19 protein-coding genes are annotated in these 14,655 nt (G+C 39.2%); 13 read left to right on the top strand and 6 right to left on the bottom strand.

Features of this window, described 5'->3' with window-relative positions; translation table 11 throughout:
* From Q4534_RS10620 to Q4534_RS10595, 6 genes are all read right to left on the bottom strand, one after another.
* Positions 1 to 689: transposase (locus Q4534_RS10620; protein ID WP_303613149.1), on the bottom strand; the 689-nt coding region annotated here is incomplete at its 3' end.
* Positions 690 to 1,110: 421 nt separating this feature from the next.
* Complete coding sequence (locus Q4534_RS10615; RefSeq protein ID WP_303613148.1) at positions 1,111 to 2,493, bottom strand: mercuric reductase; 1,383 nt, start codon at positions 2,491 to 2,493, stop codon at positions 1,111 to 1,113.
* Positions 2,494 to 2,498: 5 nt separating this feature from the next.
* Complete coding sequence (locus tag Q4534_RS10610; RefSeq protein WP_303613147.1) at positions 2,499 to 2,780, bottom strand: DUF427 domain-containing protein; 282 nt, start codon at positions 2,778 to 2,780, stop codon at positions 2,499 to 2,501.
* 58 nt (positions 2,781 to 2,838) lie between these two features.
* Positions 2,839 to 3,879: a pseudouridine synthase gene (locus Q4534_RS10605; protein ID WP_303613146.1), complete on the bottom strand. Its 1,041-nt coding sequence runs from the start codon at positions 3,877 to 3,879 to the stop codon at positions 2,839 to 2,841.
* A gap of 132 nt (positions 3,880 to 4,011) precedes the next feature.
* A complete protein-coding gene (scpB, locus tag Q4534_RS10600) occupies positions 4,012 to 4,572 on the bottom strand; it encodes an SMC-Scp complex subunit ScpB (RefSeq protein ID WP_303613145.1) in 561 nt (186 codons plus the stop codon).
* A gap of 2 nt (positions 4,573 to 4,574) precedes the next feature.
* Positions 4,575 to 4,958 carry a TraR/DksA C4-type zinc finger protein gene (locus Q4534_RS10595; protein WP_303613144.1) on the bottom strand — a complete coding sequence of 128 codons (384 nt, stop codon included), beginning with the start codon at positions 4,956 to 4,958 and terminating at the stop codon, positions 4,575 to 4,577.
* A gap of 290 nt (positions 4,959 to 5,248) precedes the next feature.
* On the opposite strand from Q4534_RS10595, the gene Q4534_RS10590 reads away from it, so the two are divergent.
* The 13 genes from Q4534_RS10590 (at position 5,249) to Q4534_RS10530 (ending at position 14,645) form a co-directional block, all read left to right on the top strand.
* Positions 5,249 to 5,878, top strand: a complete 630-nt coding sequence (locus Q4534_RS10590; RefSeq protein ID WP_303613143.1) for a DUF1080 domain-containing protein — start codon at positions 5,249 to 5,251, stop codon at positions 5,876 to 5,878.
* Between the two features lie 154 nt (positions 5,879 to 6,032).
* Positions 6,033 to 7,121, top strand: coding sequence for an Ldh family oxidoreductase (locus tag Q4534_RS10585; protein WP_303613142.1), 1,089 nt, complete (start codon positions 6,033 to 6,035; stop codon positions 7,119 to 7,121).
* A 163-nt stretch (positions 7,122 to 7,284) separates the two neighbouring features.
* Positions 7,285 to 7,995, top strand: a complete 711-nt coding sequence (locus Q4534_RS10580; RefSeq protein WP_303613141.1) for a ZIP family metal transporter — start codon at positions 7,285 to 7,287, stop codon at positions 7,993 to 7,995.
* Positions 7,996 to 8,097: 102 nt separating this feature from the next.
* On the top strand, positions 8,098 to 8,994 hold the full coding sequence (locus Q4534_RS10575) for a DUF6528 family protein (RefSeq protein WP_303613140.1): 897 nt from the start codon (positions 8,098 to 8,100) through the stop codon (positions 8,992 to 8,994).
* A 77-nt stretch (positions 8,995 to 9,071) separates the two neighbouring features.
* Positions 9,072 to 10,100, top strand: coding sequence for a 2-hydroxyacid dehydrogenase (locus Q4534_RS10570; RefSeq protein WP_303613139.1), 1,029 nt, complete (start codon positions 9,072 to 9,074; stop codon positions 10,098 to 10,100).
* Between the two features lie 64 nt (positions 10,101 to 10,164).
* Positions 10,165 to 10,785 carry an RNA polymerase sigma factor gene (locus Q4534_RS10565; protein ID WP_303613138.1) on the top strand — a complete coding sequence of 207 codons (621 nt, stop codon included), beginning with the start codon at positions 10,165 to 10,167 and terminating at the stop codon, positions 10,783 to 10,785.
* A gap of 2 nt (positions 10,786 to 10,787) precedes the next feature.
* Positions 10,788 to 11,069: a hypothetical protein gene (locus tag Q4534_RS10560; RefSeq protein ID WP_303613137.1), complete on the top strand. Its 282-nt coding sequence runs from the start codon at positions 10,788 to 10,790 to the stop codon at positions 11,067 to 11,069.
* Positions 11,069 to 11,548, top strand: coding sequence for a Spy/CpxP family protein refolding chaperone (locus tag Q4534_RS10555; RefSeq protein WP_303613136.1), 480 nt, complete (start codon positions 11,069 to 11,071; stop codon positions 11,546 to 11,548). The genes Q4534_RS10560 and Q4534_RS10555 overlap by 1 nt, the downstream gene beginning before the upstream one ends.
* A 24-nt stretch (positions 11,549 to 11,572) precedes the next feature.
* Complete coding sequence (locus tag Q4534_RS10550; RefSeq protein ID WP_303613135.1) at positions 11,573 to 12,388, top strand: YHYH protein; 816 nt, start codon at positions 11,573 to 11,575, stop codon at positions 12,386 to 12,388.
* Positions 12,375 to 12,977: a toxin-antitoxin system YwqK family antitoxin gene (locus Q4534_RS10545; RefSeq protein WP_303613134.1), complete on the top strand. Its 603-nt coding sequence runs from the start codon at positions 12,375 to 12,377 to the stop codon at positions 12,975 to 12,977. Before Q4534_RS10550 ends, Q4534_RS10545 begins: the two co-directional genes overlap by 14 nt.
* Positions 12,970 to 13,641: an SCO family protein gene (locus Q4534_RS10540; protein ID WP_303613133.1), complete on the top strand. Its 672-nt coding sequence runs from the start codon at positions 12,970 to 12,972 to the stop codon at positions 13,639 to 13,641. The genes Q4534_RS10545 and Q4534_RS10540 overlap by 8 nt, the downstream gene beginning before the upstream one ends.
* Positions 13,642 to 13,755: 114 nt before the next feature.
* On the top strand, positions 13,756 to 14,181 hold the full coding sequence (locus Q4534_RS10535) for a DoxX family membrane protein (RefSeq protein ID WP_303613132.1): 426 nt from the start codon (positions 13,756 to 13,758) through the stop codon (positions 14,179 to 14,181).
* A complete protein-coding gene (locus tag Q4534_RS10530) occupies positions 14,181 to 14,645 on the top strand; it encodes a MarR family winged helix-turn-helix transcriptional regulator (RefSeq protein ID WP_303613131.1) in 465 nt (154 codons plus the stop codon). The genes Q4534_RS10535 and Q4534_RS10530 overlap by 1 nt, the downstream gene beginning before the upstream one ends.
* Positions 14,646 to 14,655: the final 10 nt, after the last annotated feature.

The following is a 14,655-nucleotide window of genomic DNA, read 5'->3' as shown; positions in this document are numbered from 1 at the left end:
GAGAAATTTTCTGTAGCGACAATTGTTGCTACCGCCGTTTGTTTTCCTACTCCTTCAATAGCCAGTATACGTTCGAAATTTTTATTAATCTGAGGATCAGAATCCAAGATCCTATCTATTTCCTCTTCGAGTTCGGACAATACTTTCTCATTAATTTTTTTCACCTTTTGAATTCTTTTTGTCTTTTGGGAGAAGTATTTTTTGTCAAAGAAGCCCTCTTCTTGTTTTAATTGTGATTTGTATTTAGCAATATCCTTAACTACTAAATCTCGTTCTGTAGAAAGCCTTTTTAAAAGCTGCACATTGGAAGAAGAAGGTTTGAGTAATACAGCTTTATCCTGGAATCTTTTTGCATATTCCATGATACGGAATGCATCTATCGGGTCACTTTTCCCCCTTATCAATCCTTGAGAATGAATAATTTTATAAGCTGATTCCATCCAAAGGTTCAGGCCCATTTTCAAGGCAACATCGATTAATTTATTGCCAAAATGGCCCGTAAACTCTGCGCAAATCAGGGTTTTATTCAAATCAATCCCGAAGTCTCTACTAAAATTAAGAAGCTCTTTTTCAATGGCTTGACGGTCATTTACGCCCTTCGACTCTAATAGTTCTCCATCAATGTTAACACCAGCATAATCCAGTGTGTCTTTGCTTAGATCGATACCCATAAAGTTTTCAAATTCCATCGCTTTTTGTAAATTTAAAATGAGAAATAGTTAAAAGGTTAAGAATCTGAACCGGAGCCTAAAAACCTTAATGGTTACAATCTCTTATACAGGTCTGGGTTCAGAAGGGAAGCAAGCACCACGAAAGGGGACGAATCATTCTCACACAAAGGGACGGATCGCTTGCTTCCTTCTTAACCAAAATAATTTACTACTTTTTTATGAAATATTTCCCAAGATCTTACATGTCATAAATCTAAGGTTTAAGGGGGATTTTATTTTTTCAGGAGGCACGAGTGCGTACCTGATTTTCCATTTCCTCAGCCCGTTTCAATTCTACCAATTCAGCAATCAAATTCATATTATCGCAACTCCCCATTGAAGGGGGCGCAGGGGGATTTTCTATCGTAACCGTCATTATAACAATTAGTTGCAAATAAATTTACTCGATTTGCATCATCAAATTATTCAGGCTTTCTGCCAAAGTAGGATGCGCAATGGGAAGATTTTGAATTTTATCATAAGTTACCTTCCCTACCATGGCCATCTGTAGTACTGCCATCACTTCTCCTCCATCCAAACTCAATATTGTAGCTCCCAGAATTTGTTTGCTTTCTGGAGCTACAAGTACCTTGAAAAAACCACTTGTTTCGTCCGTTTCCAGAGCCCTACCGGCATGCTTCATGAAAAATTTACCAATTTTATAGGGTATGTTTTTCTCTATAGCCTCTTGCTCATTGATTCCAATTCTTGCCAATTGAGGATCAATAAACACACAGTAGGGAAGCAGTCTGCCCTTAGATGAAATCTCTTTATCTCCTTCATAGATACTTCTAAAGGCAATGTGCGCATCATTATATGCCATATGGGTAAAAGGTGGTGATCCGGCAACATCTCCAAGGGCATAGATGTTTGGTACGCTGGTTTCAAAGGTCTCATTTACTGCTATATGACCCTTTTCCGTAAGATTTACACCGATGTCCTCTAGCCCCAAGCCTTTGCTATTGGGTTTCCTCCCGGTAGCTACCAGTAAATGGCTGCCTTCAATAGTTTTTGGTCCTGATTTACCTTCCAGATAAACTTTAAATTGATCATTTTCGAAATTCACCTTAGTGACCGAGGTGTCCAGGTAGGTGTTAATTTCATCTTGAGCAAAGATCTTTGAAATTTCCTCACAAACGTCCTTGTCTTCCTTGGGTACCAGCCTTGGGGCCTTGTCTATAATGGTAACTTTACTCCCAAACCTGTTGAACATCTGCCCAAATTCAAGCCCTATATATCCGGCTCCAAGGATAATCAGGTGTTCCGGGGTCTTCTCAAGCTCCATGATGCTTGTGCTGGTCAGGTAAGGTGTTTCTTTCAAACCATTAATCTCAGGAATAAAGGGATAAGCACCAGTATTGAGGAAAATTTTATCCCCTTCAATTTCAAGAACTTCAGCTCCTTCTCGGGATATGCTTACTTTGTTGGATGAAAGGACAGTTGCTTTGCCTAAGATGATGTCTACGTTTTCTGCTTTTTTAAGGCTTTTCTCAGCCCCTCCCCTAAAGGTAGTAACAATGTGGTCTTTGCGGGCTTTGATGGCCTTTTGATCGATAGTGTAACTTTTTACATTTACACCGAAGTCTTCAGCTCTGCCCACCAGATGAGCCACTCTTGCTGAGGCTACCATGGTCTTGGTAGGTGAACAGCCATCATTGATGCATGTCCCGCCTATTACTCTTTTTTCCACCAAGGCCACAGTCAAACCTTTTGCACTTATCTTTTTTGCCAAGGGCATTCCCGATTGCCCGGCACCTATGATGATTGCATCGTATTTTTTCATGGGGATTATTCTTTGATCTCTACGCCTTTCCAGAAAGCCACATGGTCTTTTATTTCCCTTGCAGCTTCTTTTGGTTCAGGGTAATGCCAGGCAGCATCAAGATTGGTGTCCTCCCCAACACGGATATGGTAATAATTCGCTCTTCCTTTCCAAGGGCAATCAGAGGTAGTCTGAGAGATTTCAAAAAATTGCCTGTTTAGAGACGCATGCGGAAAATAATGGTTGTTTTCCAAAAATACCGTCTCATCAGATGCTGCGAGTGTTTTTCCTTTCCAGATGGCTTTCATAATTAATCAGTTTTATTTCTGATCAATTACAGCCAAAACCATGCTAGAAAAAAAGCGACTATTTAGGTCGCTTTTTATTTTTTCTTTTGTTGAGAAATTTAAGATTAATCACTTCTTTTTCTTCGAGGAATCGATAATTACCTCTTGGAATGTCTTTTTTGCTTAATCCGGCAAAGGTTACCCTGTCTAGGGCGATGACTTCGTAACCGAAATGGGCAAATATCCTACGTACAATTCTGTTTTTACCGGAATGAATTTCTATACCCATGATGGTTCTGTCCTTAGACAAAACTTGAAGATCATCAACTTCAGTAAGTCCGTCTTCTAATGTAACCCCTTCAAGAATCGCCTCCACATCATTTTTGGCAATGGGTTTATCCAAGGTTACCTGGTAGATTTTTTTGATCTCATAAGAAGGGTGGGTGAGTTTGGCAGATAGTTCTCCATCATTGGTGAAAAGTAAAAGTCCGGTGGTATTTCTATCCAACCTGCCTACAGGGAAAAGTCGTTCTTCACAGGCATTTTCTACCAAGTGCATGACTGTTTTTCGTTCAAAGGGGTCATCAGTGGTGGTAATAAAATCCTTTGGTTTATTAAGTAAAATATAAACAGGTTTTTCAGGACGTATGGATTTTCCCTTGTATACCACACGGTCTTTTCTAAGCACCTTATAACCCATTTCATTTACCACTTTCCCATTCACGGAGATTTCCCCATTTTCAATGAGTTTGTCTGCATCTCTTCTGGAACAAATGCCGGCATTGGCAATGAACTTATTCAATCTGATTTCATCAGATTCCTTATGCCCGGATTTTTGAATGCTTTTAAGGTTGTACTGCGGTTGAGCCTCTGATTTATTTTTTCCGCTCTTGAGAGGTGAAAAAGGCTTTTTGAAAGGCTTTTTCTTCCTTTCTTTGTCTTCGGCTTTGCCAAAAATGGGTTTTTGATTGCGTCCCCTTCCTTTGTATTCAGTTTTTTCTTCAGGGATTTTGGAGCTAGGCTCCTTTTTTTTATCGTAAGAACTACGTTTCCCGGAGTTGGTCGACTCTCCTTTTGAATTTTTAGGAGACCTTTCGGACCTATTGTTGAATTTTTTCATAAGCTTGCAGCATCTCTGCTGTATTAAAATATACGAATGTAATGGCTTGAGCCTAAGGTGACTTTACCTTAAGTTTCAAAGCGGATGCAAATTTAGTGCTATTTATTAAATAATTACATCAAACAGGAGAAATCAATCCGATTGATTTCCAATTTCATTTTCTTCCGCTTTGAAATCCTTAGGTTGTGGAAGTTCGCTTAAATCATTAATGCCAAAGTATTCCATGAACTTTGGACTGGTGCCATATAGAATGGGCCTTCCCAGTCCATCAGACTTTCCTTTTATGGCTACCAGCGACTTTTCAAGGAGTTTTTGTACAGAATAATCACAATTGACACCTCTAATTTGCTCCATTTCAGATTTAGTGATGGGCTGTTTATAGGCAATAATAGAAAGGGTTTCCAATTGAGCATTGGAAAGTCTCTTTTGTGATTGGTGTTTTTGCAGGATGGCTACACTGCTGAGGTAGGCCGGCTTTGTCAAAAACTGGTAGCCTCCTGCCAAATTTTCCAAGCTGAATGAAAAATCATCAGAAAGGTATTTGTTGGTCAGTTCCTCCAGTGCTTCTTCTAAGTGCGCCATAGGAATTTCTGTCTCAAACATTTCTGCGAGACATTTTTGAATTTCCTTGATGCCAAGGGGCTCCGGAGAACAAAATATTAATGCTTCTATATGTCTGGGTAAAAAGTCCACGCTTATTTTTTGCCTAATTTTGCTTCAATACTGTGCATGGTATGGGGGACGGCCTTTAACCTTTCCTTGCTTATGAGTTTTCCTGTGTCTACACATACCCCATAAGTCCCATTTTTTATCCTTCTCAGGGCATTTTCGAGATTAATAATAAATTTTTGTTGCCTCGCAGCCAATTGACTTAGGCTCTCTCTTTCAAGCGTGTCAGCTCCGTCTTCAAGTAGCTTTGATGTGGAGGCCGTGTTTTCAGTTCCACTGTCATTTTGTTTACTTAAAGAACGTTTCAATTGATTCAACTCGTCTTTAGCGATGGACAGTTTTTCATTAATAAGCGATTCAAATTCCTGAAGCTCTTCTCTGGAATAACTGGTTTTTTCTACCTGGCTCATAAAACATTACTTTAAAATTTCCCTAAAATACAGTGAGTATTCTGAAATCAAAAATTTTATTTTCAAGATAAAATTACATGAATTCATTTTAGGTGAATTTAATTTTAAAAAGAAGAGATGAAAGAGATAGAATTGACTTTTATATTTTATTATTTCTCATTCTGCAATCAAATTATTTTGAATTGTTGGTTTGAAAATATTTTGAAAAGTGATTCACATGCTATACTTGAAATATCCCTAAGAAAGTATTAATTTGAACGCCTAAACAATACTAATCCAAATTAAATCCGATGAAAAGAATCTTAGCAATTGTTATATGTGCATTGATCTCCTTAAACGTGTCCGCTCAAAAAGCAGATAAAGGCTGGAAGGAGCTTTTTAATGGCAAATCATTTAAAGGTTGGTCTTTTAGTGAAAATCCTGAATCATTCAGCATAGTGGATGGAGTAATTAAGGTGGAGGGGCCAAGGTCCCACATGTTCTACACCGGCAAATACAAAAAGCATGATTTTAAAAACTTTGAATTGAAGATGCAGGTAAAAACCATGCCTGGGGCTAATTCCGGAATTTTTGTTCATACTGAGTTTGAAGAAGACGGATGGCCAAGTAAAGGCTATGAAATTCAGGTCAATCAAACGCAGGGTGATTGGAGGAAAACCGGTAGTGTTTACAGCTTTAAAGATGTAAAAGAAACTTTTGTTAAAGATAACGAATGGTATACCCAACACATCATCGTTCAGGGTGATGATGTAACCGTTAAAATCAATGGGGAAGTGATCAATGAGTTCAATGAAAAAACAGATAGAGGAGAAATTGGTGACAGTGGTAAAAGGTTAAGTCATGGAACCGTGGCACTTCAGGCCCACGATCCCAAAAGCGTGGTTTATTACAAAGACATAATGATTAAGCCCCTGCCTTAATGAGTATTGTTTTTATATATCATTAAAAAATTTTTAAAATCCGGTTGACCTTTTGGTTGATCGGATTTTTTTTATGCCTAGCGATTCACATGAATTTTTTAAAAGGGGCTATTTCAATAAAAAATGGGCAGGTGTTGAAATAACAAATGAAGCAATGACAAATAAATATACTACTATAAATCATCAAGCGCTAAGGGACTTTACTCGGAATGTTTTTATAGCACTTGATGTGCCCCCCGAAGAGGCCGTCCTTGCGGCAGATGTGCTTGCTTACAGCGATGAACATGGGATTGATTCTCATGGAATAGCCAGATTGAAAACCTATTTTGATTTACTCAAGGCAGGCAGGATCAACCCAAAACCAAAGCTGAAGGTCCTTCGGGAAAAACATGCAGTTGCCACCATAGATGGGGACAATGGTTTGGGATTGGTGGTAGGTCCTCAATCCATGCAAATGGCCATTGAAAAAACCAGCCAACATGGGTCCGGCTCCATAGCAGTTTGTAATACCAACCATTATGGAGCAGCCGGTTATTATCCACTTATGGCCACTCGAAAGGATTATATAGGAATGTCCATGACCAATACCACCAAAGGCGTGGCCCCATTTAATGGTAAGGAAAAAATGCTGGGAACCAACCCTTTGGCAATGGCCTTTCCCACTTTAAATGAACCGGAGGTGGTGATTGATTTTGCCAGTAGCACTGTGGCTTATGGAAAGGTGGAAATTGCACATAGGGAAGGGAAATCAATACCTGAAAATTGGTGTCTGGATGAAAAAGGGGAGGTCACCACAGCTCCTGAAAAGATGATCAATGGAGGCGCATTATTGCCACTTGGAAGTACCAAAGAAGGCTCAGGGCATAAGGGATACTGTTTGGCAGCGGCAGTTGATATCCTTACTGCAGTCTTAAGTGGAGCCAATTGGGGACCCTTTGCCACGCCCTTCGCCATACATTCTGCTATTCCAGTAATGGAGGTGGGGAAAGGAATTGGACATTTCTTTATGGCTTGGGATATTGAAGGATTTAGGGATTTAAAGGCTTTCAAAGAGAGTATGGATCATTGGATTGTTACCATGAGAAATGCTGTACCACAGAAAAGTGAAGGGAAAGTGCTGGTTCCCGGAGATCCTGAGCGAGAAGCTTTTGCTTCAAGGATGAAACAAGGTATTCCTGTGCATCATATGATCCTTGAGGAGTTAATGACCATGTCAAAACTTTGTAAAATTCCTTTGCCTTAAGGTGCTGAGTCCTCTTAAATTTTATGGGCTTATTGGTTTTAAGTCTTCAACTAATATCAGAAAGGAAGCTGGGAAACAGAACAAAGGCTTTGATGTTTTCATTTGGTAGAATGATTGCTTAATTTGTGTGTCATAGATTATTTGGGTCAGGCTAAGTTTATAGATGATGATACAAAAACTCATTCTTTTTTCGGGATTCTCGGGGATTACTGTTTTTATTGGTGGTCTTTTAGCCAATTATTTTAGTCACCATATCAAAGAGAAGCCCATTAAATATGAGATAATTCATGCCTTGATGTCCTTTGGTGCAGGAATAATATTGTCTGCATTGGCTTTGGTGCTTATTCCAAAAGGCATGGAAGAACTGGAGCTTCTTCCAATGGTGGCCTCCTTCCTAATTGGAGCAATATTGTTTATGGCGATTGATTGGTATTTGGCCAAAAAGGGTGGACAAATGGCTACTTTATTGGCCATGGTGATGGACTTTATCCCCGAATCGATTGCTTTGGGGGCTACCTTTGCCATTAACCCGGAAATGGCTACCCTTTTGGCTGTTTTTATAGGTTTACAAAATCTTCCTGAAGCTTTTAATTCTTTTAGAGATTTGGTTTTGAGCGGATTTACAGTCACCAAAACATTGCTGATATTTTCATTATTAAGCTTTTCAGGAATTGCTGGTGCTTTGGTAGGTCATTTTTACTTAAGTGATTATCCTGATTTGACCGCACAATTGATGGCCTTTGCAAGTGGAGGTATTTTATATTTGTTAATCCAAGACATTATTCCTGAAAGTAAGTTGAAAAATAATTACCTTTCTTCTTTGGGGGCTATACTGGGGTTTTTGGTAGGAATTATAGGGGAAAAAGTAATGTAGGTGCCCAAGCTTAAAAATTGAATTAATATCACCCGACAAATCATCAATCATTCATAAAAATTGCTATTCCTACTAGATATGCCTATTCAAGCTTTGAAAACCATGAAACTATTTCCCCTTCTTATATCAATTTTATGGCTCTATTCCTGCACAGGGAATAATAATACAAACACTAATCACGGATTTTCACAGTTGATCACTTGTGGAGATGAGGAAGTGGCAGTATTTGAAAAGGAAGCGGCTGATTCACTTGGGTTTGCTAAGGTTTGGGAATGGACAGCATCCATGTCTGAAGGGCTGCCTGAAAACTTTCATGATTATTTTAAAACCACAGATGAATGCAAACCTGTGGGGGAAAATCAAATATTAATAACTTCTTCTAGTGGAGGTGTGGCCTTAGTGAACAGAGACGATAAGAAGACCGTTTTTTATGCGCATGCCCCCAATGCCCATTCTGCAGAATACCTGCCCGGAAATAAATTGGTGGTGGCTTTGTCTACAGCAGAGAATGGAAATTCCATTAGACTATATGACTTGGATCATTCTGATAGCATATTGTTTAATGACAGTTTATACTCAGGCCACGGAGTGGTATGGGATGAGGAAAATAATAGTTTGTTTGCTTTGGGATTCGATCTGTTGCGTGAGTATAAGCTCGAGGACTGGGACAGTTCAGCGCCTTGGTTAAAGCAAGTCAATGAATGGGAAATCCCTGATGAAAGCGGTCATGATTTGTTTCTTACCGATGATAGTCGGTTGCTATTGTCCACTACCAATAGTGTGTGGCAGTTTGATATTAATCGTTCAATATTTTCTCCTTTTCCGGCACTTGAAGGTGTTCATCATGTCAAATCAGTAAATTTGAACGCGCAAACAGGTGAGCTTGTGTACACCAAAGGAGAGATAAGTTGGTGGACCCATCATATTTATATGCACCTACCGAAGAAAGATACTTTAGCGCTAACAGATAAGAAAATTTATAAAGTTAGGGTCATGTGACACCTTAAGTAGGTAAATGAGATGAAGGATAATTGGGTCCCCCTGGAGCGAGATTTCTTATTAGAATTTTTTAATGTATGAAAATTGTAAGGACAGATAAAGAGCTTGAACTTCCACTGGTCGATAGAGAACTAGAGGCAAAAGGGCATGAACTTGTTCTTTTACCTGAAGGATTAAGTGAAGAGTTGCTTTTGGAAGAGGTTAGGGACTGTGACCTGTTGTTGATGTGTTACACTACGATAAGTAAACAAGTTATAGAAGCTTCTACCAAGCTAAAGGCCATTATCAAATATGGAGTGGGTATAGATGCCATAGACATAACTGCGGCCAATAATAAGGGCGTTGTGGTGGTGAATGTTCCTGAATACGCAGAAGAAACTGTAGCAGAGGGTGCCTTTGCCATGTTGTTGGCTTTGATAAAAAAGATCCCTACAATCCAACATCAGATGAGCAGCTATGCTTGGGCATGGCCCACACAAAGGTGGCTAGGACAGGATGTTTCAGGCAAAACCTTGGGTATAATAGGTTGTGGCAAAATAGGTTCGAGTATGGCAAGGATGGCCGGTTTGGGATTCAATGCCAAAGTAATTGGATATGATCCTTATAAATCCAGGGATGAATTGGCAGAAAAAGGGATTGTTAAAGTTGAGGCACTCAATACTTTATTGAAAGAGAGTGATTTTATATCATTGCATGCCGTGTTGACCAATGAGACCCACCATATGCTTGGTAGGGAAGAGTTGGCAAAGATTAAAAAGACTGCTATTATTATTAATACAGCTCGAGGTGCCCTGATAGATGAAGAGGAATTGTTGCAGGCATTGGAAAAAGAGCAGTTGGCAGGTGCTGCTTTGGATGTTTATAGCAATGAGCCTTTAAATCAGGAGTTTCACCCATTAAAAAAGCTTTATACCATGGGAAATGTTTTGCTATTTCCCCACCTTAGCTTTTACACGAATGAGGCCTTGGAGCGTTTGGAGACTGAAACCTTAGATAGATGCGAAGAAATTTTCGAAAATAGACCTGTACTAATAAAGTCTAAAGACCCAAGGCTTCAGCAACAAAGTCATTTAAATACTGTTTATAAAAGTGACGAGCGACTATAATGGGTTTATTATTTGCGATTATTGATTTCCTTAAGTAAAATGAATTTTGTCCAGATTAAAAAGAATGACTAAGGACAGGCCCCTTTATGAAGAAGACCAGATGCTATTGGAAATGGCAGGAGGAAATGAAAAACCTCTTGACTATTTCTACAATAAGTATTCGCCTAGAGTTTATTCTACAGCCATAAGTTATACCAAAAACGAACAAGATGCTGAAGAGGTACTGCAAGATGTTTTTATCACACTTTTTGAAGCCGCAGGTAAATTTAAAAATGATGCCTCTGTCAGTACTTGGATTTATAGAATTACCGTCAATAAATCTCTGGATTTTCTGCGAAAGAAAAATAGTCTAAAGCGGAAAGGCATTTTTTCGTCTATTTTCAGTAAAGATACAGGTGAGACCATTGTAGAGCCGGTAGATTTCGTTCATCCCGGAGTGAAACTTGAAAATGCCGAAGATGGTAAACTGCTATTCAAGGTCTTGGATGAGTTAACAGAAAATCAAAAAACAGTTTTTATCCTGACGCAGATCGATGGCCTACCACAGCAGAAGGTGGCTGATATTATGGAGGTCAGTAGAAAATCTGTAGAATCATTGTTGCAAAGAGCAAAGGCATCTATGCGTGAAAAACTAGAAAAATTTTATCCTGAGCGAGGGAATTTCAAAAAAAATACGTCAAAGTAATTATGGAAGCGTGGAAAAATAAAATATTAAATAGCCTCGAAGGAGTGGGAGAAGTCCGACCTCCGGAAGGTAATTTGTTGAAAATAAAAGAAAAAATTAGAGAGCGGAAAGGCAAGGAATTACAAAAGCAACAAAGTCAATGGATGCCTGTTGCGGCAGTGATTGTGATGCTCTTGTGTGCCAATGTGTTTGTGGTTAGCAATTATTTTGAATACCAAGAGGACACAGAACAGGTATCCGGTTCCTATAGCGAGATTATCTCTGACTTTAATATTTATGAATAATGGGTAATAAGGTATACAAGATTGGATTTATCAGCCTTCTGGTGCTAAACATATTGCTGACCTTGGTCATTTGGAGAGGGCCTAAACCGCCTTTACAGGGAGGCGGGGATGCGGATTTTAAAAATAGGATCAGCGAAGATTTGGGACTTTCAGAAGAGCAAGAAAAAAAGTATTTTGCTTCTGCTATGGTGCACCAACAGCAAATGTCTGCGTTGCAGCAAAATCATAGAAAATTGGTGAAGGAATATTTCGATTTTTTGAAATTATCGGATATAGACGAACAGGAAAAGAACGAGAAATTGGAAGCAATTGCCAAGACGGAGTCAAGAAAAGCTGAAATTACTTTTAAGCATTTTGAGGAGTTGAAAGCAATTTGCAACGAAGAGCAACAAGAAGCTTTTGAGAACATCGTAAAAAATTTACAGCAAGTATTGGTTAGAGGAGGTGGAAATAACCTACCTCCTCCTAGGGGTAATTGATCCACTGAGAAATTAAGTATTGACATGGAAAGATTTGGCATCGATAAAGTTTTTATTGCCTTGGCAGTATTACTTTCCTGGTCTTGTAATGCGGGAAAGGCCAATTCCGCGGAAAAAATTACCGAGCTACCTGCCGCATTTGAGGTTTTTGACAAAGAAAATACCACAATTATGCTCGATGGAGACGAAATCATTATTGAATCCAATGGTCTTCCTAATCATGGGTCTCCATACTGGTCCAATACCACCAAGCGCGTAGCAACAGATCCAAGAGGAAGGGTATTGGTCACCGAAGCTGCGGAAGTAAACCATCCCTTATTTGTAAATCCCACCTATACTTCATTTGGTCAAATGGCTCCGGGGAATATTGATGACTTTAATGGGGCTTATAGCCTAATAGTACCTGCTGTTCCGACAAAAGCTGCTGCACCATCTTCTACCGGATTAGGCCCCATTGGAATTGCCGTGAGTGGATCCATGATTTATAATGATAAAGAAGGTCCCAACCTACCTTTGGATGACGCTGCGCCATCTTTGGACTTCAACGGCGCCCATACGGGCCCTCAGAGTTACCATTACCATCTTGAGCCCTTGGCTTTTTCTGATGATGATGACAATCTAATCGGAATAATATCGGATGGCTTTTTCTTGTATGGAAGAAAATGTGCAACGACAGGGACTTATCCCACCGATTTGGATGATTCCGGTGGGCATGTGTCGTCCACCAAATACAATACGACGGCAACCTATCATTACCATATTCAAAATGAGTTGTATTTGAATAGGTATTATATTCTGTTTCCGGGAAATTACCAAGGAAGCCCAAATGCTATTCATTAAACACTATTATTGGTTTTCCTGGCTTTTTCTAGGGGTTTTTGCTGCAATTTTTGGGAGTAATGAAACAGACAAGTCTACGGTTGAAATAGTAGAGCGGGTAGCCAAAGAAATGCTTGAACTTAATCCTAATGAAGGGATTGTGTATTACAAAGGAAAACCCTTCAATGGGCTAGCTGTGGCCACCTATTCAAATGGGCAAATTTCAGAGGAAATCACCTACTTGGGTGGAAAGAGAAATGGTGTGCTCAAGCGTTGGTTTGAAAATGGAGAATTGAGCTTTGAAGCTTTTTATGAAAATAACAGGTTGGATGGAAAGGTCAGGTCCTGGTGGATCAATGGTCATTTGCGCTCAGCATCTAATTATAGTAAAGGCATGGCTCATGGTTCGCAAAAGCAATGGTATGCCAGTAGACAGCCTTTTAAAGAGCTAAATATTGTGAATGGTAAAGAGGAAGGTTTACAAAGGGCCTGGAGAGAAAATGGGGAATTGTTCGTCAATTATGAAGCAAAAAATGGAAGGATTTTTGGCCTCAATAGGGCCAATTTATGCTATGAATTGGAGGGAGAAAACATTGTTACTGATGAATAAATTAATAATTATACTAATTGCAGTATTTGCTGTAGCCTGTAATACAGACAAACAGCAAAGTGAAGTGGAGGGGACTTTAGGTATGGAATTGCCCTATTACGAAGAATCAACCTTTACACCTCGTTGGTTTGCCAACAAGGACGAAGTGCCGGAAACTTTTCACGAGATCCCTGAATTTCAGGTTTACAACCAATTGGGGGATACAGTAACTGCTGATGTCTTTGATGATAAAATCACCATTGTAAATTTTTTCTTTACCACCTGCCCGGGCATATGTCCTAAGATGATGGCCAATATGGATCTGGTTCAGGAGGAATTGTCTGAGGATAAAGGCCTTCAACTGCTTTCTTATTCTGTAACTCCGGATATGGACGGTGTGCCTGAACTTAATGCCTATGCCGAAAAAAATGGCATCAGTAGTGAAAATTGGTATTTGTTGACCGGCGAAAGGCAGGTTATTTATGAACTGGGAAGAAATCAGTTCTTTGTGGAAGAAGATATGGGACTCCAAAAGAGCCCTGATGATTTTTTACATACCGAAAATATTTTACTGATTGACAATGAACGACACATCAGAGGGATTTACAATGGCCTAAATAAAACTGCTATCAAGCAATTATTGGCTGATGCCAAGTTGCTTAGAGATGAATTGATCGATCTATAAGATCCCTACCTCTCTTAATTCACTGCATTTTTTTTAAAAAAATTGGGAAGGAAGAAACTTTTCATGTAACTATGTCGTTTACGATATAAACTTGCAAGATATAAAAGAACCATCATGAAAAAGGAGACTTCAACGCTACAAAATATATTCAGGCTACTCTTAGCCGCATTTATGCTTTATGCGGGTATCAGTCATTTAACTTTCAATAGGGTTGATTTCCAGGCACAGGTGCCTGACTGGGTGCCGATGAGTAAAGATTTGGTAGTGGTATTATCCGGCTATGTAGAAATAGTTCTAGCGCTTGGTTTGGCTTTTTGGAAAAGTCAGCGAGTGAACTTTGGTTGGGCACTAGCTGCTTTTTTTCTACTGATTTTCCCTGGAAATATAGCCCAATACCTCGATAGTAAAGATGCATTTGGAGCATTGGATTCTGATAGGGCAAGGCTAATTCGCTTGTTTTTTCAACCTGTTCTAATCGCTTGGGCTTTATGGTCCGCAGGATCTTGGGCTGATTACCGATCGAAGAAAAATAAGGACTGATGACATATTCACAACTTGAATTAAAAAATCAAATCTGTTTTCCCTTTTACTCAGTTTCAAGACTGATTACCAAGGCTTACAAACCCTTTTTGAGTAAAATAGGCTTGACCTACCCTCAATATTTGGTCATGATGGTATTATGGGAGTCGGATGGTATGCGTATCAATGAAATCAAAGAGAAATTATTTTTGGATACCAATACCGTTTCTCCGTTGCTGAAAAGAATTGAATCCATGGGTTTAATCAACAGGACTCGGTCCAATGAAGATGAAAGGAGTGTGATTGTAACCTTAACCAAAAAAGGGAAAGAATTAAAAGAATTGGCTTCTCCCATCCCTGAGCAAATGCTGGAGGGGTTAGCCCATGAGGGTATTACGGTGGAAGAGATATCGAATTTAAGAAACACCTTGAATAATTGGATAAAGGCGCTTTCAGACAATAAAAATGATAATAAGATTAAATAGTAAAAGTAAA

The sequence above is a fragment of the Cyclobacterium sp. 1_MG-2023 genome (assembly GCF_030546805.1).
GTDB lineage: Bacteria > Bacteroidota > Bacteroidia > Cytophagales > Cyclobacteriaceae > Cyclobacterium.
This window is presented reverse-complemented; position numbering and strand designations above follow the sequence as displayed.

Excerpts from the sequence above, each read along its gene's own strand:
- Q4534_RS10575 (WP_303613140.1), top strand. The coding sequence starts at position 8,098 with ATGAAACTATTTCCCCTTCTTATATCAATTTTATGGCTCTATTCCTGC.
- Q4534_RS10610 (WP_303613147.1), bottom strand. The coding sequence starts at position 2,780 with ATGAAAGCCATCTGGAAAGGAAAAACACTCGCAGCATCTGATGAGACG.
- Q4534_RS10550 (WP_303613135.1), top strand. The coding sequence starts at position 11,573 with ATGGAAAGATTTGGCATCGATAAAGTTTTTATTGCCTTGGCAGTATTA.
- Q4534_RS10555 (WP_303613136.1), top strand. The coding sequence starts at position 11,069 with ATGGGTAATAAGGTATACAAGATTGGATTTATCAGCCTTCTGGTGCTA.
- Q4534_RS10540 (WP_303613133.1), top strand. The coding sequence starts at position 12,970 with ATGAATAAATTAATAATTATACTAATTGCAGTATTTGCTGTAGCCTGT.
- Q4534_RS10565 (WP_303613138.1), top strand. The coding sequence starts at position 10,165 with ATGACTAAGGACAGGCCCCTTTATGAAGAAGACCAGATGCTATTGGAA.
- Q4534_RS10615 (WP_303613148.1), bottom strand. The coding sequence starts at position 2,493 with ATGAAAAAATACGATGCAATCATCATAGGTGCCGGGCAATCGGGAATG.
- Q4534_RS10585 (WP_303613142.1), top strand. The coding sequence starts at position 6,033 with ATGACAAATAAATATACTACTATAAATCATCAAGCGCTAAGGGACTTT.
- Q4534_RS10570 (WP_303613139.1), top strand. The coding sequence starts at position 9,072 with ATGAAAATTGTAAGGACAGATAAAGAGCTTGAACTTCCACTGGTCGAT.
- Q4534_RS10605 (WP_303613146.1), bottom strand. The coding sequence starts at position 3,879 with ATGAAAAAATTCAACAATAGGTCCGAAAGGTCTCCTAAAAATTCAAAA.
- Q4534_RS10535 (WP_303613132.1), top strand. The coding sequence starts at position 13,756 with ATGAAAAAGGAGACTTCAACGCTACAAAATATATTCAGGCTACTCTTA.
- Q4534_RS10560 (WP_303613137.1), top strand. The coding sequence starts at position 10,788 with ATGGAAGCGTGGAAAAATAAAATATTAAATAGCCTCGAAGGAGTGGGA.
- Q4534_RS10590 (WP_303613143.1), top strand. The coding sequence starts at position 5,249 with ATGAAAAGAATCTTAGCAATTGTTATATGTGCATTGATCTCCTTAAAC.
- Q4534_RS10595 (WP_303613144.1), bottom strand. The coding sequence starts at position 4,958 with ATGAGCCAGGTAGAAAAAACCAGTTATTCCAGAGAAGAGCTTCAGGAA.
- Q4534_RS10580 (WP_303613141.1), top strand. The coding sequence starts at position 7,285 with ATGATGATACAAAAACTCATTCTTTTTTCGGGATTCTCGGGGATTACT.
- Q4534_RS10545 (WP_303613134.1), top strand. The coding sequence starts at position 12,375 with ATGCTATTCATTAAACACTATTATTGGTTTTCCTGGCTTTTTCTAGGG.
- Q4534_RS10530 (WP_303613131.1), top strand. The coding sequence starts at position 14,181 with ATGACATATTCACAACTTGAATTAAAAAATCAAATCTGTTTTCCCTTT.